This window comes from Novosphingobium sp. KA1 (assembly GCF_017309955.1).
Taxonomy (GTDB): domain Bacteria; phylum Pseudomonadota; class Alphaproteobacteria; order Sphingomonadales; family Sphingomonadaceae; genus Novosphingobium.
In genome coordinates this window covers 2112453-2133318 of the sequence record NZ_CP021247.1, presented here as the reverse complement: position 1 = coordinate 2133318, position 20866 = coordinate 2112453, and the positions used below count along the sequence as shown (strand labels likewise).

The window sequence follows — 20866 nt, the reverse complement described above, 5'->3', positions numbered from 1 at the left end:
TTCAGCCCCGGATATGCAGGACGCAGATCAGCGTGAAAAGCCTGCGCGCGGTCGGGAAGTCGGTTTCGACCTTGCCGTCGAGGCGTTCGAGCAGCAGTTCGGCCGCATTGTTGTGGATAGCGCGGCGGGCCATGTCGATCGTCTCGATCTCCTGCGCGGAGGCCTTGCGAATCGCCTGGTAGTAGCTTTCGCAAATCGCGAAGTACTCGCGCACCGGACGGCGGAAGCGGGCAAGCCCCAGCACCATCGTCTCGATCGGATCGCCGCCTTCACTACCGATGTCGAGCGACAGCCGCCCGTCGCGCACCGACAGGCGCAGGCGATAAGGCCCCTCGTGCCCGGCCTCGAAGGCGCGCACGGGCCTGAAGACATTGTCCTCGATGAGGTCGAATATCGCGATGCGCCGTTCCTGCTCGATGTCGGCGTTGCGCCACAGGATGGTCGCCTCGTCGAGTTCGATATGCGAGATTCGCGGATCGGCCATGGTCTGAGCGCCTTTACGCGGTTGCGGCATGAGCGAGCAAGTGCAGCCGGCACGTAGTCCCGCATAAAGACACGGTTGCGATACAGTGTTGCCGGCAGGCCTCATGTCGCCGCCGATGCCCAGGCGCGGCAGGGAGCTGTGACAGCGGGAGCAAGCCGCAGGATTATCCACCGGCCATCAACAGGCTGTGCATACAAATGCTCCACAGGCGCGCTTGCCGCTCACCCCGCTCTTGGGGCATTGTCCGGTCCCTCATGTCAGACGAAGCCCTCATCACCCGCGAGCCTGCGGCCGAAGCCCGCAGCCTGCCCTCGAACGTCGAGGCGGAAGCCGCGTTCCTGGGCGCCGTGCTCATCGACAACCGCGTGATCGAGGAGCTTCCGACGCAGCTCTCGCCCACGCACTTCTTCGAACCTGTCCACGCCCGCATCTACGAGCGCATCCTCCAGCTGCTCGACCGCAAGGCCGTGGTTACCCCGGTTACCCTGCGCCCCTATTTCGAGGCGGACGAACAGCTCAAGGCGCTGGGCGGCGTCTCCTACCTCGCCCGCCTGACCGCCGACGGCCAGGGCCTGCTCGCCCCGCGCGAACTCGCCGCCCAGATCTACGACCTCGCCCTGCTGCGCGAACTGATCTCGGTGGGCCGCAATCTCGTGGCCGAAGCCATGGACACCTCCGAATCGGTGGAGCCGATGGAGCAGGTGGAACGCGCCGAAGCCGCGCTTTACAAGGTGGCCGAAGGCGCCTCCACCGCGAACGAGGCCAAGAGCTTCGCCGCCGCCACCCGCACCGCCATCGGCGCCATCGAGAAGGCGTTCAATTCGGGCGGCCACATCTCGGGCAAGACCACCGGCCTCAATTCGGTGAACAACAAGATCGGCGGCCTTCACGATTCCGACTTGATCATCCTTGCCGGCCGTCCGGGCATGGGCAAGACCTCGCTCGTCACCAACATCGCCTTCAACGCCTCCGACCGGCTGCAGCGCGATCTGGCGGACGGCATCCCGGTCGAAAAGTCGGTCGGCGCGGCGACTGCCTTCTTCAGCCTCGAAATGAGCGCCGACCAGCTGGCCACGCGTATCCTGGCCGAACAGTCGGGCATCAGTTCCGAAGCGCTGCGCATGGGCAAGATCAGCCGCGAGGACTTCCAGCAGCTGTCCTTCGCCAGCCAGCGCCTCGCCGAACTGCCGCTGTTCATCGACGATACCCCCGGCCTCACCATCGCCGGCCTGCGCACCCGCGCCCGCCGCCTGAAGCGCCGACACAACATCGGCCTCGTCATCATCGACTACCTGCAGCTGCTGCAGGGCTCGGGCCGCGCCACCGACAACCGCGTGAACGAAATCTCCGAGATTTCGCGTGGTCTGAAGACGCTCGCCAAGGAACTGCACGTTCCGGTGATCGCGCTCTCGCAGCTCTCCCGTGCGGTGGAATCGCGCGAGGACAAGCGCCCGATGCTCTCCGACCTTCGCGAATCGGGCTCGATCGAGCAGGACGCGGACATGGTCTGGTTCGTGTTCCGCGAAGACTACTACGTGAAGGCCACAGAGCCGAAGTTCCCCAGCGACACCGACACCCCCGACGTGCGCGACAAGTGGGAAACATGGCGCGCGAAGATGGAAGAAGTGACCGGCCTTTCGGAACTCATCATCGCCAAGCAGCGCCACGGCGCCACCGGCAAGGTCCGCATGCGCTTCGAAGCGCGGATCACGAAGTTCTCGGATCTGGCGGACGACGATATGCGTGGGGCTTTCGAGAGCGATTGAGCGGATTAGGAAAGAGGAAGTCCTGGGGGATGATCCCCCAGACCCTTGGAATGTCTGCGTCGTGCCCTGCCTATCCGCAGTGCGCTCCTTGCGGCGCAGCCTATAAGTCTCCCGGCGCAGCCATGGGCGCGCAACGCGGTTGGTCCGCGTGACCTAGACGGTATTGGGGGTGCAGGGGGGCTATGCTCCCCTGCTTTTACTTTCCTACTTCAAGCCACGGCAACAACCGCCACCGCCGCCCTGCCCCGCATCATCAGTGTATAGCTGCCCAGCGCCGCCGCCACGCCGACGAACCACGCATACGTATAGATCCCCGAGAACAGCGCCCCCGCCTCCCCGAACACGCCCGGCGCGGCGACCGAGAGGAAGCCCGGCACATTGGGCGCGATACCCAGCACCAGCGCGATCAGCGCGCGCGGGTTCCAGCCCTTGCGGTAGGTGTAGGGGCCCTGTTCAAGGTAGAGCCCGTCCACGTCCAGCCGCGCATCGCGCAGCAGCCAGTAGTCGGCGATCAGGATGCCGGTGATCGGGCCCAGCAGCGCGCCGTAGCCGGTCAGCCAGGTGAAGATGTAGCCCTGCGTGCTCGCCATGATCTTCCACGGCATCATGACAAGGCCGATGGTCGCGGTGATCAGCGCCCCGGTGCGGTAGCTGATCTTCGAGGGTTTCAGCGAAGCGAAGTCGAAGGCCGAGCAGACCAGATTGGCGGCGATGTTGCACGATACCGTGTCCACCGCGATCACGATCAGCCCCAGCAGCACGAAGGGCCCCGACAGCGTTCCGGCCAGTTCCACCGGGTCCCAGATCGCGCGGCCGTGGATGACCACCGTGGCCGAAGTGGTGATCACGCTCAGCAGTGCGATCAGCCCCATCGTCGGCGGCAGGCCCAGCGCCTGGCCGAGCATCTGGTCGCGCTGGCTATGCGCGAAGCGGGTGAAGTCCGCGATATTGAGCGCCAGCGTACCCCAGAAACCGACCATGGCGGTAATCGCAGGCAGCCAGACCGCCCAGAACTGCCCTTCCCTTGCCCCGCCGGGACCAAAGGCCGAAGGCGCCGAGAAGATCGGCCCGACACCGCCCGCCGCGTCCACCGCCCACCAGACAAGGCCGAGGCAGGCGATGAGCTTGGCGGGCGCGGTCCAGGTCTCCAGCTTGCGGATCGTGGTCAGGCCCTTGCGCACGAAAAACAGCTGCACGCCCCAGAATACCAGGAAAGCCAGCAACTGGCCGATGCCGATCCCGAAGAACGGCAGCGCCGCGCCGCGCAGGTCCGCGCCGAGGAAGATGCCGAGCAGTGTCAGCAGCGCCTCGCCGCCGATCCAGGTCTGGATGCCGTACCAGCCGCAGGCGACCAGCGCGCGGGCCATGGCGGGCAGGCGCGCACCCACCGTGCCGAACGAGGCGCGTGCGAGCACCGCGAAAGGCACGCCGTAGCGCGCGCCCGAATGGCCGATCAGCAGCATCGGCACGAGAATGATCAGGTTGCCCAGCAGCACCGTGCCGATCGCCTGCAAGGCCGACATGCCCTGGTCGATCAGCCCGGCGCAGAGCATCCAGCTCGGCACGGCAACGACCATGCCCACCCACAGCGCCGCGAAGTGCCACCAGCGCCAGTTGCGCTGCGCCTCGCTCGTCGGCGCGAGATCCGCATTCCAGAGCGCGCCTTCACCATCCACCATCTGCCGCGTCCCCCGATGCCTGAGCGGCCCACGATGCCGCAGTGCAGCAAAGTGTCAAGCGGCGGTTGCGTGATGGTCGTCAGCCGATCAGCGCCTCGCGGAAACGGGCGAGACGCGAAACCGCCTCGTCCAGCACATCCAGGGGCTTGGTGAAGCAGAAGCGCACCAGATGCCCGGGCGCGGCATCCCCTTGGTAGAGCGCCGAGACAGGCACGCTCGCCACCCCGGCTTCGGTCACCGCGCGCGCGCTGAATTCGCGGTCGCACAGGGAAATGCCCGAGGCGGTGAGATCGACATTGAGGAACCACGTCGCCGCATTGGGCAGCACGACAAAGCCCGCCTCGGTCAGCCCCGCCTTCAACCGCTCACGCGCGGCGGCCCATGCGGCGCGCTGGCCGTCCAGCACCGCATCGGGCAGCGCCAGCCCCTCCGCCACTGCCCATTGCAGCGGCACCGCGGTGGCATAAGTCAGGAACTGGTGCGCGCGCGCAATCGCCGTCGCCAGATCGCCCGCCGCGATCATCCAGCCGATCTTCCAGCCGGTGAGACCAAAGATCTTGCCCGCCGAACCGATCTTCACCGTTCGCTCGGCCATGCCGGGGAAGGCCATCAGCGAGCGGTGGGCTAGGCCGTCGAAACGCACATCCTCCCATACCTCGTCGCAGATCGCGATCAGGTCATGCGCCGTGCTGGCCTGCGCAATGGCCGCCAGTTCCGCGTGACTGGCGACCGTGCCCGCCGGATTGAGCGGGTCGTTGAGCATCACCACGCGCGTACGCGGCGTTATCGCTGCCTCCAGCGCCTCGGCCGGATAACGGAAATGCGGCGGCGAAAGCGGGATCGAGACCGGAACGCCGCCCGCCCGGACCACCAGCGGCGCATAGGCGTCGTAAGCGGGCTGGAACAGGATCACTTCGTCGCCCGGCTTTACGAAAGCGAAGACGGCGGCGGCCAGTGCCTCGGTCGCCCCGGAAGTCACCGTCACCTGCCCGGGTGCCAGCGCGACCCCCTGTCGCCGCGCGTAATAACCGCAGATCGCCTCGCGCAGTTCGATCAGGCCCGCGCCGGGCGGATACTGGTTCGATCTTTCGTGCAAGGCCCGGCTCGCAGCCTCGATCAGCGCGGGCACCGGCGGCCCGTCGGGAAAGCCCTGCCCCAGATTGATCGCGCCATGCTCGCGCGCCAGTGCCGACATGCGGTCGAACACGGTGCGCTCCATTTGCGCATAGACCGGGTGGATACGGCCAGCTGTCTTCATGCCCGGTACGGCTCCTTGTGCGCCCGTGGTCAAGCCCGGCGCGGCTGTTTCGTGATCTGCATGGGCCGATGCGCTCGCTGTCGAGAAGCGGGCCCGCTCGCCGCCTACCTCGGACAAACCACAAGGGAGAGCAAGAGACGTGTCCTACGAGCTGAACCGCAAGCTCGCCGCGCCGCGCGGCCCCCTGCCGACAAGCGCCAGTATCGATGCGGTCACCGCCGACATCATTCGCGGCGCCTTCGAGACGGTCTGTTTCGAGGCTGCGACTTATCTGGGCCGCGCCGCCTCCAGCCCGATCATCAACCAGTCGAACGAGCGCAATGCCGCCATCGTCGATGCCCACGGCCGCCTGGCCATGGGCGCGGTGGGCACGCCGCACCTGACATTCGTGAACCAGATGGAGACGCGCTGGGGGCTGATGAACCAGGAGCGCTACGACTGGGGACCGGGCGACGTCTTCCTTGGCAACGATCCCGATCACGGCGGCGGCCATCTGCCCGATTACTGCATCTACGGCCCGGTCTATGACGACAAGGGCGAGCTGATCTGCATCCAGACGCTGCAGGCGCATCAGGGCGATACCGGCGGCAAGGACCCGGGCGGCTTCTCGCTCGATGCCACCGACGTCTTTACCGAGGGGGTGATCTACCCCTGCCTCAAGCTGGTCCACCGGGGAACCTTGCGCCGCGACGTCTTCGACATGGTGGTGCGCAACAACCGCTTCGCCACGTTCGCGGGCGACATCGCCGCGATGATCGGCGGCGTCCAGCACGCGGTGCGCATGCTGGAGCAGCTGCTCGGCAAGCGGGGCGGGGAGACGATCAAGGCGGCGATCAACCACTCGATCGCGCACACCACCCGGCGCGTGCGCGAGGAAGTGGCGAAGTGGCCCGATGGGTGCCACGAGGCGACCGTGTGGATCGACCACGACACGGCAGGGACCAAGGACATCAAGGTCCACGTCGCCTGCACCATCGCCGGCGACCAGCTGACCGTCGATCTTGCCGGCACCGACGAGCGGCAGGACCTCGTCGGCGTGTGGAACACCTTCGCCAATTCGCGCAGCTACGTGATGTGCCAGGTGGTTGCGGCGATGGACCCGACGATCGTCAAGAACGAGGGCTTCTTCGACGCAGTCGAGATCCGGATCCCCGAAGGCTGCATCGCCCAGCCGCCGCCCAACAAGCCCGCGGCGCTGGGCTCGTTCCACCCGGCCTGCGAGATCACCGAGGCGGTCTGCATCGCCCTCTCCAACGTGGCGCCCGAACGATCGCAGCCGCAGCTCTACAAGATCGGCATGCCCAACATGGTCATGGGCTTCGACGAGAACGGCATGATGTGGATGGACCAGGGTGTCGACTGCCGCTCGATGGACGTCTCGGCGGTGCAGGGCCTCGATGGCTGGGGCTCCTGCCCGTCGGCGCTCGGCAGCCTGATCCTCTCCGAGGCGGAAGATGCGGAAAGCCGCTTCCCGATCCTCAACCTGAGCCGCGAGATGACCACCGATGGCGGCGGCGCCGGCCAGTGGCGCGGCTCTCCGGGCTCGCTCAACGTCAAGCAGGTGCTGCGGCCGACGTCGGCGATGGCCTGGATGGTCTCGGCCGAGCACCCCTTGCGCGGCCTGTGCGGCGGGGACGATGCGATCCCCTATGCCAACCGCTTCGAGGTCGGCTCGCCCGGTGAGCGCGCCATCCTCCACACCACGCAGGACCTGCTGCCGCAAGGCGCGGTGATCGCCTACCAGCACGGCGGCGGCGCCGGCTTCGGCCCGCCGCTGCGGCGCGATCCCGAAGCGGTGAAGGAGGACGTGCTCGACGAATATGTCAGCCTTGCCGCGGCGCGCGCCAAGTACGGCGTGGTGCTGACCGGCAGCCTTGAAGACTATTCGCTGGCGGTGGACCACGCCGCCACCGAGGCGCTGAGGGCCGAGATGGCCAGCATGGCCGAGGCCGCGGAATAACCAGAACATCGAGGCCGCCCCCTTCCCCGGAAGGGGAGCGGCCCGGAGAGGACGTTTCATGCAATACAGGGTCGGCATCGACATCGGCGGCACTTTCACCGACTTCGCGCTCCTCAAGGGCACGCAAGTGGTGCTGCACAAGAACCTCTCCACCCCGCAGGACCGCTCGCTGGGGGTGATGGAGGGCCTTGGCCTGCTGGCCGCGAAGGAGGGCCTGCCGCTCGGTGAGTTCCTCGGCCGCTGCGAGGCGATCGTCCACGGCACCACCGTTGCCGACAACACCCTGATCGAGATGAACGGCGCCCTCACCGGCCTGATCACCACCGAGGGGTTCCGCGACGAGATCGAATACCGCCGCGGCTACAAGGAGGACATCTGGGACGTCCGCCTGGAAGCGCCGCAGCAGATCACCCCGCGCCGCCGCCGCCTGACCGTGCCCGAACGGGTGCTCCACGACGGCGCGGTCCACAAGCCGCTGGACGAGGCGGCGCTGCGCGAGGCCTGCCGCAAGCTCAGGCTGCAGAACGTGGAATCGGTGGCGATCTCGTTCCTGTTCTCCTTCGCCAATCCCGAGCACGAACGCCGCGCCAAGGAGATCGTCCAGCAGGAAATCCGGAACGCCCACGTCTCGGCCAGCCACGAAGTCCTGCCCCGCGCGCCGGAGTACGACCGCACCTCGACCACGGTGGTCAACGCCTATGTCGCCCCGCGCGTCAACGGCTACCTCGAAAAGCTGGTGCAGCGCCTCGGCGAGGGCGGTTATCCGGGCCAGCTCATGGTCATGCAGGCCTCCGGCGGCGTCATGACCCGGGACTACATCGAAGGCGCCCCGATCCGCGTGCTGGCCTCCGGCCCGGCCGGCGGGGTCGTCGGTTCCGCCCATGCGGGCCGCGCCAAGGGCTGCCCGGACCTGCTCTGCGTCGACATGGGCGGCACCAGCTACGACATGGCGCTGGTGCTGAACGGAGAGGCCCCGGCCGAGGCGGGCTGGAACATGCACCACCGCTACCTCGTCGGCGTGCCGATGGTGAAAGTGGAGACACTGGGCGCGGGCGGCGGCTCGATCTGCCACGTCAACCAGGGCGCGCTGGAAGTCGGCCCGCGCTCGGCGGGGTCCGAGCCCGGCCCGATCTGCTACGGACGCGGCGGCACCCAGCCCACGGTGACCGATGCGCTGGTCATGCTGGGCATTCTCTCCACCGAGGAGGGGTTTGCCGGCGGCAGCTTCCGCCTGACGCGCGACGGCGTGGAGGAAGCCTTCGGCCGGATCGCGCAGGACCTTGGCCACGAGGATGCGGAACGCGCCGCCTTCGACTGCTGGCGCGTGGTCAATGCCCACATGAGCCAGGGCGTGCGCCGCACCACGGCGGGCAAGGGTATCGACCCCAAGGACCTCGTCATGCTGGCCTATGGCGGCAATGGCCCCGCCTTCGCCGCGATCCAGGCCGAGGACCTCGGCATCACCCGCGTGCTGGTGCCCAAGGCCTCGCCGACCTTTTCGGCGCTCGGCACTCTGGTGGCGAACCCGACCATCGACGAGGAACGCTCCTACATCGCTTCGGCCGCCGCGCTCGACCTGGCGCGCATCCGCAAGCTGTGGACCGAACTGTCGGCTCGTGCCGCCCGCTTCTTCACCGCCGCCCGCTTCCGCGCTGAGGACATCCGCGCCGATTACCGGCTCAACATGCGCTATCCGGGGCAGAACTTCTCGCTCTCGTTCGATTTTGCAGCGGGTGCCCCGCTGGGCGACCTCGGCTTCATCGACGAGACCTTTGCGGCGCGCGCCTGCGAACTGTTTAACGCCCGCCACATGGCCGAATATGGCCATGTCCGCGAGCATGAAGTGCCGGAAATCTCGGGCCTGCGCCTCGCCGCCCATGTCGAGACCCCCTCACCGGCTGCCGGCGGCACCTTCGTGCCCGGCGGCCCGGCTCCCCGGCCCATCCGCCACCGCCGCGCCAATCTCGGCGAGGGCTTTGCGCCGGTGCCGGTCTATCGCGGCACCGACCTCGCCCCAGGCATGGAAATACCCTCCCCCGCGATCGTCGAGGAGAGCTTCACCACGATCGTCGTCTACCCCGGCTGGACCGCGCAAGTGGACAGCGCGGGCGATTACCAGCTGGTTCGATCCGCCTGAAAGGGGCGGCGGCGCATGCGCTGTCGCTTCTTGGCCGCTTTGCGACTACAGTGAATGCCTCTGCTAACTTGCGATTCAGCCGCCCGCACCTACATTGGCGGGCGAAAGGACGGTTTCACCAACGATGAACGACGACCAGCCTAGCGGCAATCCCTGGGTCAAGAGCCTGCTCGTGTGGGGCGGTATTTTCCTCGCACTCCTTGTGGTTGTGCAGATGTTCAATACCCGCACCGAAAGCGGGCCGAGCATCGCCTATTCCGATTTTCGCGCCAAAGTGGCCGAAAACAGCGTCGCCTCGGTGGAAATCGGCGAGCAGCGCATCGACGGCAAGCTGAAGAACGGCGATTCGTTCACCACCGTCCCGGTGCCGAACGACACCACGCTGCCCCAGCTCCTGCAGGACCATGACGTGCGCTACGCCGGCAAGAACGCCGAGGAAGGCTCGATGCTGGTCTACATCCTCGCCCAGACCCTGCCGTTCCTGCTGATCGTCGGCATCGCCTTCTTTGCGCTGCGCCAGGTCCAGAAGGGCGGCGGCTCGGGCGCGATGGGCTTCGGCAAGTCCAAGGCCAAGCTGCTGACCGAACGCGCGGGCCGCGTCACGTTCGACGACGTTGCCGGCATCGACGAAGCGCGCGAGGAACTGGAGGAAATCGTCGAGTTCCTGCGTGATCCCACCCGCTTCTCCAAGCTCGGCGGCCAGATCCCCAAGGGCGCGCTGCTGGTCGGCTCGCCGGGTACCGGCAAGACCCTGCTCGCCCGCGCCATCGCCGGTGAGGCGGGCGTGCCGTTCTTCACGATCTCGGGCTCGGACTTCGTCGAGATGTTTGTCGGCGTCGGCGCCAGCCGCGTGCGCGACATGTTCGAACAGGCCAAGAAGAACGCCCCCTGCATCGTCTTCATCGACGAAATCGACGCGGTCGGCCGCCATCGCGGCCACGGCCTCGGCAATTCGAACGACGAGCGCGAGCAGACGCTGAACCAGTTGCTGGTCGAGATGGACGGTTTCGAGGCCAACGAGGGCATCATCATCATCGCGGCGACCAACCGCCCCGACGTGCTGGACCCCGCACTGCTGCGCCCCGGCCGCTTCGACCGTCAGGTCGTGGTGCCGGTGCCGGACATCGAGGGCCGCGAGAAGATCCTCAGCGTGCACATGAAGAAGGTGCCGCTGGCGCCCGACGTGAACCCGCGCGTCATCGCCCGCGGCACCCCGGGCTTCTCCGGCGCCGATCTTGCCAACCTCGTCAACGAGGCCGCCCTGCTGGCCGCGCGCCGCAACAAGCGCCTCGTCGCCATGCAGGAGTTCGAGGACGCCAAGGACAAGGTCATGATGGGCGCCGAACGCCGCTCGATGGTCATGACCGACGACGAGAAAAAGATGACCGCCTATCATGAGGCCGGTCATGCCATCGTCTCGTTGCACGAAACCGCATCGGACCCCATCCACAAGGCCACCATCATCCCGCGCGGGCGGGCGCTCGGCATGGTGATGCGCCTGCCGGAACGGGACAGCTATTCCTACCACCGCGACAAGATGCTCGCGAACCTCTCGGTCGCGATGGGTGGCCGCGTCGCCGAGGAACTGATCTTCGGCTACGACAAGGTTTCCTCGGGCGCCTCGTCGGACATCCAGTACGCCACCAGCCTGGCCCGCAACATGGTCACCAAATGGGGTATGTCGGACAAGCTTGGTCCGCTCCAGTACGAGGAAAGCCAGGAAGGCTACCTCGGCATGGGCGGTTCGCACCGCACCATGGCCTCGGACGAGACCAACAAGGTGATCGACAGCGAAATCCGCGGCCTGGTCGACACCGCCCATGCCCGCGCGACCACACTGCTCAAGGACAATGCGGAGCAGCTTGAAGCCCTCGCGCAGGCGCTGCTCGAGTACGAGACGCTCTCTGGCGACGAGATCAACCAGCTCCTCAAGGACGGCAAGATCGACCGGCCGAGCGAACCGCGCGGCACGGGTACGCCCCGCCCGCTCACCGGCTCGTCGATCCCCAAGGCCGGGCGCCGCTTCTCGGGCAACGTGACGCCGCAGGGCGTCTGACGGGGCCATCGGACTTCCCCTCGCGGGAAGAATGCAGGAAGGGGCGAGGACGGCGGAGTCCTCGCCCTTTTTTCATGCCCGCGCGCCGACGTGCTCACCGGCAGGCCTTTCAGAATCCGTTCGGAAATTCGGGAAGTACGAATAGTGCGGGAGCAGGCCGGCGCCGCCTCGAGAATACCCCTCATGAGCATTTTCAAAACGGGCTTTCAGCTGCCCGACTGCGCCATCAATGACACGAAGAACAGCCCGCCGATCGGCTGAAAGAAGCGCCGCATCCACCGAGAGACTGTCGGTCCGCAACGAGCGCCAGACTTCGAGCCGGTTCAACAGCCGCTGGGCATCGACCGAACCATGTGCCGATAGCAGAAATTGTGCCCTCGACGACGGACGCCTTTGGGCAAATCTCGTAGCAATGTCCCGTAGCAATCACGGGCATCAGGATTGATGATTTTCCGGGGTGCTACGGGCGACGCTGGGTCATTATCCCGTAGCGCCTTCTCGTCGCAGAACGAGTTTGGGGGACCATCTTGCGATGATCCCCCAACATTCTCAATCACTTGAGAAGTGATGGTGCCCAGAAGAGGACTCGAACCTCCACGCCCTTACGAGCGCCGCCACCTGAAGACGGTGCGTCTACCAATTCCGCCATCTGGGCACGGAAGCGAGGGGGCCGTTGTTGCCGTCCTCGCCGGGTAGGAGGGCGCCTCTAAGGGGCTTCCCGATTCCTGTCAACGCCCCAGCACCAAGTTTTTTCAAATCTTTTCAAAAACGCCGGAATTCCGCGTCTTGACGAGCGTTCGGTTGCCCCCACCCCTGCCTTGTGCCAATCCTTTTCAACGTGCGCATAGTCGGCTCAGGCGGATTTTTTCGCTCTTCGCCCCGCATGCGCCTCGCTGAAGGAGCCGTTCAGACCATGAGCCAAGGCAACCCCGAATCCGTTTCCGGCGCAAAACCCCTTTCCGGCCGAGAACGCCTTTCCGGCCGAGAACGCCTTTCCGGTAAAGTCGTCACCGTGCTGGGCGGCACTGGATTTCTTGGCAGGCATCTGGCGCAGGAACTGTTCGAACGCGAAGCCCGCGTCCGCATCGCCAGCCGTAACCCGGACAAGGCCTGGGCCATCAAGCCGCTCGGCAACCTTGGCCAGATCCAGTTCGCCCGCGTGGACGTGACCAAGCTGGATTCGCTCGCGCGGGTGCTGGCCGGGTCGGATGCCGTCGTGAACCTCGTGGGTGCCTTCACGGGCGATCTCGATGCGGTCCAGGGCAGCGGTGCCGGCCGGATCGCGGCAGCCGCCAAGGCAGCCGGAGCGCAGGCCTTCGTGCATGTCTCGGCAATTGGCGCCGATGCCGGGTCGGACGTGGCCTATGCCCGCACCAAGGCCGAAGGCGAACAGGCCGTCCTTTCCGAATTTCCCGGCGCCACGGTAATCCGCCCGTCGATCCTGTTCGGGCCGGACGACAATTTCGTTATGATGTTCGGCAGCCTCATCGCCCGCGCCCGGGTGCTGCCGGTATTCGCCCCCGAGGCGAAACTTCAGCCGGTCTTTGTCGACGATGTCGCTGCTGCGATTGCCGTTGCCCTGACCGCTCCCGAGGTGCATGGCGGCAAGACTTTCGAACTGGCCGGGCCCGAAGTGATCTCGATGCTCGATCTCAACACGCGAATCATGGTGGCCGAGAACCGCGAACGCACGCTGATGCCCATGCCGGACGCCCTGGCAAGCCTGATCGCCGCCCTGCCCGGCACGCCGATCAGCACCGACCAGTTGAAACTGCTCAAGGCTGGCAGCGTCGCCAGCGGCTTGCTGCCGGGACTTGCCGAGCTGGGCGTGGCCGCGCGGCCCCTGGGCCTGTTCCTCGATCGCTGGATGACGCAGTTCCGCCAACACGGCCGTTTCGGGGCCAAGCCCGCCCGCACCTGATCCCCTCCTCGGGTCACAAACAAGAAAGGGCCGCCCGAACGGACGGCCCTTTTCTCACGAACCGGAAGCGAGCCCCTCAGGCGTCGACTTCGGCGTAGTGGCTCGGCGGCTGGATCACTTCCATGCGTTCGCTGAGCAGCGGACGGAACGAGGGGCGCGACTTCATCACCAGGTACCAGCCGCGCGCCTGCTCGTGGCTCGACCAGTCGAGGCCGCCGAGATAATCCGCCACGGAAATCTGCGCCGCGGCGGTGAGATCCGCCAGGGTCATCGTCGACCCCGCCAGCCAGGGGCGATTATCGATCAGATAGTCGATGTAATCGAGATAATCGTGCGCGAGCTTCATGGATTCGCGCAGGATCTTGGCATCGGGCGACTGGCGCAGGACCAGCCGCTTCTTCATGCGCTCGTGCAGCAGCGGGCCCGAGACGTCGTTGAAGAAGTTCTCGTCGAACATGGCAACCAGACGGCGGATTTCCGCGCGCTGCTGGGCGGTTCCGCTGATCTGCGGGTTCCGGTCCACCGTCTCCTCGAAATATTCGCAGATCGCCCGGCTGTCCGACAGGACGATATTGCGCTCCGCCTCGCGCACGACCGGCGTGCGGCCCGCCGGGTTCATCGCGAAGAGCCTGTCCTCACCCTCCCACGGACGCGCGGTCTGAAGTTCATAGGCGATGCCCTTCTCGGCCATCAGCAGCCGGACCTTGCGGCTAAAGGGGCAGAGCGGGAACTGGAAGATGTGCCACATGGCGATTTTGAATGCCAAACCCGCCCGCCAGCGTCCACCCCGCCGCCCGAACGAAGCCTCCGGCAGAGTGCCTGCGAGCGCGGAATCGCGTGGATAACTGCCCGCCTTGCCGCTGCGGCGGGATGAGGGCCGGCAGCGCGATCATCCCGCGCGCGACAGTGGCTGCCCGCCAAGCAAGGGCGCCATCGCCGCCAGCTTGGCCTCGATCCCGCGCCAGAGCCGCCCCAGGGCAAGATCGGCCGGGGTGCCCCCGGCAAACTCGGCAATCGGGCGGCGGTGAACGGAGCATCGCTCGATCGCGCTCGCCATCGGCACTTGCGGCCAGCCCAGCGCCTCTCCGCAGGCAAGGTCGCGGTGCAGGCGGCGGCGCATGTCGGTCATCGAGAGGACCGGCAGGATCGGCGCATGGCGTGTGTGGTGCCGCAGCAATTCGCGCCGCACCATGTCGAGCGCGCGGCGGGCCAGCGGCGATGGCGGCAGCGGCACGATGACAAGATCGGCGGCGGCGATCACCTGTTCGGTCACCTCGTTCATGCCGGCGGGGCAATCGAGCACGATGCGTTCGTATTCGCAACGCAGCCGCGTGGTCATGGCGGCGAGGCGCCGCCGCTGGCCGAGCCGGGCCAGTTGCAGCGGCAGGCTGCGCAAGCTGTCATCCGCGCAGATCAGCGAAAGGCGGTCGACATGGGTGGGGCGCACAAGGTGCTGCGGCTTGCCATCCCGCTGGAACACCGCGGCCGCGCCCGCCGGCAGGTGCGCAACCTTGGCCGGTTCATGGCCGAGCACCCAGCCCGCGCCCCCCTGCATGTCGAGATCCCAGAGCAGCGTCTCGCGCGCGCCATGCACGGCAAAGCGCCAGGCAAGATCGACCGCGAGCGTGGTTTTGCCGACGCCGCCCTTGATGCTGTAGACCGCAATGACCGCCATGCGCGTCTCCGTGGTAACGATGCCGTGAGGGACACCCCCGGGAATCCACGCGGGCCCGCCGCATGGACTGGGAAAGGATCATGCGCCGTTCCCGCCGGGATGCAATTGCCCTTGGCGGGGTGCAATCCATTCCGGATCAATCTCTTGCCCGGCGCCCGCGCCGAGGCCCAGCACCGGTGCGATATTCACCGCTGAATGTCATACCCGCGATTGACCCTGCCGCGCGCCGCGCCGACATCTCTGCGCGCGAATCCAGCCCCCCGTTCACCGGACAACCGCAAGGGAAGCTTACATGTTCAGCCACATCTGCGTCGGCAGCAACGACCTCGCCGCCGCCAAGACCTTCTACGACGCCGTGTTCGCCACCATGGGCGCGACGCCGCTGATGACCGACCCGGCCGCGGGGCGGCTTGCTTACGGCCATAACGGGTCCAATTTCATGGTCGTCAGCCCGCTCGACGGCAAGGCCGCGACGTTCGCCAATGGCGGCACCGTGGGCTTTTCGATGGACAGCGCCGAAGCGGTCGACGCCTGGCACGCTGCGGGCTGCGCGGCGGGCGGACTGAGCTGCGAGGATGCGCCGGGACCACGCGAATTCCCGTTCGGCACGCTCTACCTCGCCTACTTGCGCGATCCCGACAACAACAAGCTCTGCGCGATGTACCGCATGGGCTGACCGCCTTGTGCACCGGCCCGCGCAAACGACGCGGGCCGGGCCTCATGGGAGAGACATGATGATCCTGAAGAGCCTGCGCCTCGGCACCAATGACCTTGATAAGGCACGTGAATTCTACGACGCGACGTTCGCCGCGCTCGGCGTGGGGCCATGCCAGTCGACGCCCGAATGGCCGATCGTGCTGTGGGATGTCGAAGGCTTCAAGTTCATGCTCGGCCCGGCCCGCGACGGCAATCCGGCGACCCATGCCAACGGCGGCACCGTGCTGTTCGAAGCCCCTGACGAAGCCACCGTGCGCGCCTGGCATGCGGCGGGCCTTGCCCATGGCGGCACCTGCGAGGGCGCGCCCGAAGCCAAACCGCAGGCTCGCGGCGCTTTCGGGGCCTACATGCGCGATCCCGACGGCAACAAGCTGGGAATCTATTGCGGGCTCAAGGTCGGCTGACAGGGGGCGCTAGAAGGCGCTTGGCCGCCGATCCCGCCCTCTTCATAGGCGAACATGGGCTGCACCAAGGCGGATCACCTGCTGCTGCCCATTCAGTGCATGGACAGCGGCACGCTTGGGTGAATGGAGCTGCCGTTCCCCGCTACCGCAATCCAACGGCGAAGTTGTTGCGGCGAGCGACGCGCTTGCATGGCCGCGGTCAAGCAAGGCAAGTATCTACAACGTCTTGTTCGCGAGTAGATTGGTGACGCGGCACCGCCCGCGCTAAACCCCCAGCAACTTCCTGCGGAACAGCTTCCTGACCAGCCGGTCCTCGAGAATGCGGCCAATGACGTAAAGCGCCGCGAAGAATGCCGCAAAGACGTAGGCCGAGGTCGGCGAATGCTTCTTGTCGGCGCCCTTTTCCTTGTCCTTCTTGGCGTCGGGCTTTTCGGGCTCCGGAGCGCCGAGGAACTTGTCGATCGGGTTCATCGCCGCTGCCGGCTTCTTGTCATCCTTCTTGTCGTCCTTCTTGTCGCCCGCTTCCTTGCCCGCTTCTGCCGCGGGGCTTTCCAGCTTGCCCAGCGCCACCGTCAACTGCCCGAAGGCGAGGAACAGCAGCGGGGCGAGGAAGCAGAACAGCAGCGCCCGGCTCGTGAGATTGTAGCGCAGTACCGATCCCGTCCCGCCCTGCTCGATCTGGAGCACGCCGCCGTCAAAGACCGACATCTTGTCCTGTGCGGCCTGGTCCTTCTTGCTGAAGGTCAGGGTATCGCCGCTGCGCTGGTGGCTGGTGCCGCTTTCGCCGAACAGGGGCTCCAGCCGGTCAAAGGCCTCCTCGCCCGATTGCTGCGGGGCAAGGGCAAGAGTGCCCCGGACATGCCAGATCCAGTCGATGAAACGCGCGCGCATGCGATCTCCGTTGGCGCCCTTGCGGCGCGCCGGTTCGAGGTCCGCCGGCCCGGTGGGGGCCGGCGGATGCAGGGGATGGACAAAAGGGAAGCGGGCGCGGCGGGAGCGCGCCCGCGCAGATCATTCGGCAGGAACGGCGGCTGGTTCCTGGTGGCGGAACTTTTCCTTCAGCGTCTTCCAGCCTTCCGTGAATGTGTAGGTCATCTGCTCGCGGATCGACATACGACGACCGCCTTCCATGCCGAGCAGCTCGGCCTCACCATCGACGCAGGTCCCGAAGATGCGGTCGATGAAGACGAAAGTATTGGAATAGTTGCTGCGGCTCGCCTCGTAATCACGCGAGTGGTGGACGCTGTGATGCTCGGTCGTGTTGAACAGGAAGCGCCACCAGCGCGGCGTGTTGAAACGCACGTTGATATGCTGGTAGGTGCTGATCGCCATGCCGAAGGTCCCGGCCAGCATCGCGGCGCGCGGCAGGAAATCGAAGAAGCCGCCGATGCCCAGGCCAATCAGGAACAGCTCGGTGGGGTTGCCCACCGCGCCCTTGTTGATGTTGAGCTGGGTGATGTAGTGGTGCACCGAATGGGTCAGCCAGAGCGGGTACCAGTTGTGCATGCCCCGGTGCATCCAGTACTGGCCGAAATCGAAGATGAAGGCGATCAGGAACGCCTGGAGCAGCAGCGGCAGGCCGGTGAACCAGCTGAACTTCTCCCAGTTGAAGGCATGCTGGATCGCCTCGATCATCACGCCGTCGCCGATGTAGTTGTCGACCAGCCGCAGCGCGGTATAGCCAAGTCCGACATAGAACAGGTCGGTGGTGAATTCCTTCCAGGTCAGCCGCCAGCTTTCGTAGCGGGGAAAGAAGTACTCCATCGTCAGCAGCAGCACCTTGAAGCCGATGCCGATGCCGATCGCGGTCGATGCCTTGGCGATGGAATTGGGCGCGTAGTACCAGAAGGCAAGCAGTCCGAAGAGCACGGTGGGCTGGAACCAGGTGAAAAACACCTGCTTGAAGGGCCCGCCTTCGACGCGCGGGATGTTCTCCCATCCCACCGTCACCGGTGATTGCGTGCCGATCAGCCTCTTGCCAACGAGAACTCCGTCCATACGCCTGCCCTTCGCATCAATTTCGTATTAATCGGCTACCCACTTCAGTAATACTAATTGAGAGTATGGTAATACGGACTCGCCGCAAGGTCTACAGGATTATGACGATGTTGCCGCGCAACATCCAGATGCGACATGTCACCGCTCGGGACTGGCGGATTTCCGCAAGATTCTGAGCGCCCTTCGGCAAGTCGGACCATATGCCTCGGGCGTTTTGCAAGGTCATGGCGCTGGCGCGGGGGCGTTGCCGGCTCGCGAAATCGCTCATGTGCGAATGCGAAACGAATCGCTCCGCATGGGCCGAATGCGGCCCGCGGCACCCCCGGCTTTCACCGGGACAACCCACCACAACGAGCTTGGGAATGCAGGGGAATTTCGCGGCATTTGGCCGCGAAGGGGCGCTCAGCCCCTACGCGTCTAACGCGAGAGCAGGAACACCGCGTGTTCGGCGCGGAAGTTGGCCGCCGCCGCGCTGCATTGCTTGTCGCCCGAGAGGAACCAGGCGCCTTCCACCTTGATCCCGCGCTCCCTCACCAGTTCGCGGAAGTCTTCCACGGTCAGGTGGTGGATGTTCGGCGTCGCATACCAGGGGATCGGCAACAGGCGCGTCACCGGCATGCGGCCACCCCACAGCAGCGAGAGCCGCACGCGCCAGTGCGCGAAGTTGGGGAAGCTGACGAAGGCGCGGCGGCCGATGCGCAGCAGTTCTTCCAGCACCACGTCGGGACGCATGGTCGTCTGCAAGGTCTGCGAGAGGATCGCGTAATCGACCGACTGGTCGGGATAGAAGGCCAGGTCCTTGTCGGCATCGCCCTGGATCACCGAGAGGCCCTTGCCGACACAGAGGCCGACGTCGGCGGAATCAAGTTCCATGCCGCGCGCATCGCAGCGCGTGTCGTCACGCAAAGCCTGCATCAGCGTGCCGTCGCCGCAGCCGACGTCGAGCACACGCGATCCCGGCGCGACATTGGCGGCGATCACCGCAAGATCGGGGCGGAGCAGGCTCATCCATCCTGCTCCAGAATCGCCGCGAAGGGACCGGAAAGCTTTTCCATCAGCCGGTCGGGCCGTGCCAGCGGAGTGAAGCCCAGCTTGGCATAGACGCCGTGGGCATCCTTGGTGGCAAGGCCGAAACGGCGCACACCGGCATATTCGGGATGCTCGACGAACCAGCGGGCGAGTTTGGTGCCGAGGCCCTGCCCGCGCACGCTCTCATCCACCCAGACGTCCGCCAGCCAGGCGAAGCTGGCGCGGTCGGAAATGACGCGGGCGAAAGCGACAATCGTGGCATCGGGGAGGTAGGCGCCGAGGCAGTGCGAACCGGCGATCTGGCGCTCGACCTGTTCGCGCGCGATGCCCGGCGTCCAGTAGCTCGACGCCAGCCAGGCGTGGATGCGCGCGATATCCAGCCGCGAGGTGTCGTCGCTGAGTTCGATATCGGGCATGTCGGTATCAGGCATTTGGCCGGCTTTCTCCAAGGAAACCTTCGACCACGCGGTCGAGCGCCGGCACGTCCAGCAGGAACGAGTCGTGCCCGTAAGGGGCGGACAGTTCGACAAAGCTCACCGGCAACCCGGCGGCATTGAGCGCGTGCACCACGTTACGCGAATCCGCCGTGGGGTAGAGCCAGTCGGTATCGAAGCTGACGAGGCAGAAGCGCGCCTTCGACTGGGCGAACGCATTGGCGAGCAGGCCCCCATGCTCCTCGGCAAGGTCGAAGTAGTCCATCGCGCGGGTGATATAGAGGTACGAGTTCGCATCGAAGCGGTCGGTAAAGGCCAGACCCTGATAGCGCAGGTAGGACTCGATCTGGAAATCGGCGTCGAAGCCGAAAGTCTTTTCCTCGCGGTCCTGCAACCGGCGGCCGAACTTCTCGGTCAGGCCCGCTTCCGACAGATAGGTGATGTGCGCGGCCATGCGTGCGACGGAGAGGCCCTTCTCCGGACCTTTACCGTGATCGTAATAGGCGCCCTCGCGCCATTCGGGATCGGCCATGATCGACTGGCGGCCCACTTCGTGGAAAGCGATGTTCTGCGCCGAGTGCCGCGCGGTGGAGGCAATCACCAGCGCCGCGCGGGTGCGGTCGGCGAAGTTGGAGGCCAGGCTCAGTGCCTGCATGCCGCCCATCGATCCACCGACAACGGCATAGAGGCTCTCGATCCCGAGCGCGTCCAGCAGGGCGACGTGGCCGCGCACCATGTCGCGCACGGTGATGACCGGGAAACGCATGCCCCAAGGCTTGCCGTCTTCGGCAAGGCTGGCCGGGCCGGTGGAGCCCATGCACGAACCGATGACATTGGCGCAGATCACGAAGAAGCGGTTCGTGTCGATCGGTTTGCCCGGGCCGACCATGCGCACCCACCAGCCGGGCTTGCCGGTCTTGGGGTGGTTGGAGACGACGTGATGGTCGCCCGTCAGCGCGTGGCAGATCAGGATCGCGTTGTCCTTCGCGGCACTCAGCGTGCCGTGCGTCTCGTACGCGATGCGCGCGCCGGGAAGGCTCTGCCCGCCATCGAGCGGGAGCGGCTGGGTCAGTTCGAGAACCTGACTGGAGTCGGTGATCTGCGTGCTTGCCATGATGAACTGAGCCAAGTGGGGGACGCCCTGCCCGCTGTCAATTGTTCTGGCCGGTTTGAAAAGTGCGTGGACGCGCATTTTCGTTTCGCATGGCAGGCCGCTACCTCCCAGCCCCGCTCAGGCTGAGCGGCGTTGATCCAAAGGAATTCTTACAAAGCACGCGACCAACCAAAGCTCGTCATCCCCGCGAAGGCGGGGATCCCGCTTCCTTTTTGCCACGCCGCAAACAAGAAC

At 66.1% G+C, this 20866-nt stretch carries 18 protein-coding genes and 1 tRNA gene; 7 read left to right on the top strand and 12 right to left on the bottom strand.

Annotated features, from left to right (window positions below):
• Window position 1 precedes the first annotated feature (1 nt).
• Complete coding sequence (locus tag CA833_RS10360) at window positions 2-484, bottom strand: UPF0262 family protein (protein ID WP_142635571.1); 483 nt, start codon at window positions 482-484, stop codon at window positions 2-4.
• Window positions 485-738: 254 nt separating this feature from the next.
• Here CA833_RS10360 and CA833_RS10355 point away from each other — a divergent pair, with 254 nt between their 5' ends.
• On the top strand, window positions 739-2250 hold the full coding sequence (locus tag CA833_RS10355; protein ID WP_142635573.1) for a replicative DNA helicase: 1512 nt from the start codon (window positions 739-741) through the stop codon (window positions 2248-2250).
• Between the two features lie 209 nt (window positions 2251-2459).
• Here the strand turns inward: CA833_RS10355 and CA833_RS10350 are convergent, their stop codons facing one another.
• Together CA833_RS10350 and CA833_RS10345 are read right to left on the bottom strand one after the other, a co-directional pair.
• Window positions 2460-3929: an NCS1 family nucleobase:cation symporter-1 gene (locus CA833_RS10350; protein WP_207077972.1), complete on the bottom strand. Its 1470-nt coding sequence runs from the start codon at window positions 3927-3929 to the stop codon at window positions 2460-2462.
• Window positions 3930-4008: 79 nt separating this feature from the next.
• On the bottom strand, window positions 4009-5187 hold the full coding sequence (locus CA833_RS10345; RefSeq protein ID WP_207077971.1) for an aminotransferase: 1179 nt from the start codon (window positions 5185-5187) through the stop codon (window positions 4009-4011).
• A 139-nt stretch (window positions 5188-5326) separates the two neighbouring features.
• Between CA833_RS10345 and CA833_RS10340 the strand changes: the two genes are divergently transcribed.
• The 3 genes from CA833_RS10340 to ftsH all read left to right on the top strand — a co-directional run bounded on the left by CA833_RS10340 (window position 5327) and on the right by ftsH (window position 11340).
• Window positions 5327-7147 carry a hydantoinase B/oxoprolinase family protein gene (locus CA833_RS10340; protein ID WP_207077970.1) on the top strand — a complete coding sequence of 607 codons (1821 nt, stop codon included), beginning with the start codon at window positions 5327-5329 and terminating at the stop codon, window positions 7145-7147.
• A gap of 58 nt (window positions 7148-7205) precedes the next feature.
• Complete coding sequence (locus CA833_RS10335; protein ID WP_207077969.1) at window positions 7206-9284, top strand: hydantoinase/oxoprolinase family protein; 2079 nt, start codon at window positions 7206-7208, stop codon at window positions 9282-9284.
• A gap of 124 nt (window positions 9285-9408) precedes the next feature.
• Complete coding sequence (gene ftsH, locus CA833_RS10330) at window positions 9409-11340, top strand: ATP-dependent zinc metalloprotease FtsH (RefSeq protein ID WP_142635583.1); 1932 nt, start codon at window positions 9409-9411, stop codon at window positions 11338-11340.
• A 72-nt stretch (window positions 11341-11412) separates the two neighbouring features.
• On the opposite strand, the gene CA833_RS10325 is transcribed toward ftsH, so the two are convergent.
• Window positions 11413-11667 carry a hypothetical protein gene (locus CA833_RS10325; RefSeq protein WP_207077968.1) on the bottom strand — a complete coding sequence of 85 codons (255 nt, stop codon included), beginning with the start codon at window positions 11665-11667 and terminating at the stop codon, window positions 11413-11415.
• A 241-nt stretch (window positions 11668-11908) separates the two neighbouring features.
• Window positions 11909-11995 (bottom strand) — tRNA-Leu (locus tag CA833_RS10320).
• Between the two features lie 258 nt (window positions 11996-12253).
• Here CA833_RS10320 and CA833_RS10315 point away from each other — a divergent pair.
• Window positions 12254-13261 carry a complex I NDUFA9 subunit family protein gene (locus tag CA833_RS10315; RefSeq protein WP_207077967.1) on the top strand — a complete coding sequence of 336 codons (1008 nt, stop codon included), beginning with the start codon at window positions 12254-12256 and terminating at the stop codon, window positions 13259-13261.
• A 76-nt stretch (window positions 13262-13337) separates the two neighbouring features.
• On the opposite strand, the gene CA833_RS10310 is transcribed toward CA833_RS10315, so the two are convergent.
• Window positions 13338-14009, bottom strand: coding sequence for a glutathione S-transferase family protein (locus CA833_RS10310; RefSeq protein ID WP_142635589.1), 672 nt, complete (start codon window positions 14007-14009; stop codon window positions 13338-13340).
• A 141-nt stretch (window positions 14010-14150) separates the two neighbouring features.
• Window positions 14151-14936: a ParA family protein gene (locus CA833_RS10305; RefSeq protein WP_142635591.1), complete on the bottom strand. Its 786-nt coding sequence runs from the start codon at window positions 14934-14936 to the stop codon at window positions 14151-14153.
• A gap of 292 nt (window positions 14937-15228) precedes the next feature.
• On the opposite strand from CA833_RS10305, the gene CA833_RS10300 reads away from it, so the two are divergent.
• On the top strand, window positions 15229-15612 hold the full coding sequence (locus tag CA833_RS10300) for a VOC family protein (RefSeq protein WP_142635592.1): 384 nt from the start codon (window positions 15229-15231) through the stop codon (window positions 15610-15612).
• Window positions 15613-15667: 55 nt separating this feature from the next.
• A complete protein-coding gene (locus tag CA833_RS10295) occupies window positions 15668-16057 on the top strand; it encodes a VOC family protein (RefSeq protein ID WP_242526032.1) in 390 nt (129 codons plus the stop codon).
• Window positions 16058-16321: 264 nt separating this feature from the next.
• Here CA833_RS10295 and CA833_RS10290 read toward each other — a convergent pair whose 3' ends face one another.
• The 5 genes from CA833_RS10290 to CA833_RS10270 form a co-directional block, all read right to left on the bottom strand.
• Window positions 16322-16948 (bottom strand): hypothetical protein, encoded by a 627-nt coding sequence (locus CA833_RS10290; protein WP_207077966.1) that lies wholly within the window; start codon window positions 16946-16948, stop codon window positions 16322-16324.
• A gap of 120 nt (window positions 16949-17068) precedes the next feature.
• Complete coding sequence (locus CA833_RS10285) at window positions 17069-18055, bottom strand: sterol desaturase family protein (RefSeq protein ID WP_142635596.1); 987 nt, start codon at window positions 18053-18055, stop codon at window positions 17069-17071.
• 417 nt (window positions 18056-18472) lie between these two features.
• Window positions 18473-19063 carry a methionine biosynthesis protein MetW gene (gene metW / locus CA833_RS10280; RefSeq protein ID WP_142635598.1) on the bottom strand — a complete coding sequence of 197 codons (591 nt, stop codon included), beginning with the start codon at window positions 19061-19063 and terminating at the stop codon, window positions 18473-18475.
• Window positions 19060-19515 carry a GNAT family N-acetyltransferase gene (locus CA833_RS10275; RefSeq protein WP_242526031.1) on the bottom strand — a complete coding sequence of 152 codons (456 nt, stop codon included), beginning with the start codon at window positions 19513-19515 and terminating at the stop codon, window positions 19060-19062. Before CA833_RS10275 ends, metW begins: the two co-directional genes overlap by 4 nt.
• Entirely contained in the window at window positions 19508-20632 is a 1125-nt protein-coding gene (locus CA833_RS10270) for a homoserine O-acetyltransferase (protein WP_142637894.1), read from the bottom strand. Before CA833_RS10270 ends, CA833_RS10275 begins: the two co-directional genes overlap by 8 nt.
• Window positions 20633-20866: the final 234 nt, after the last annotated feature.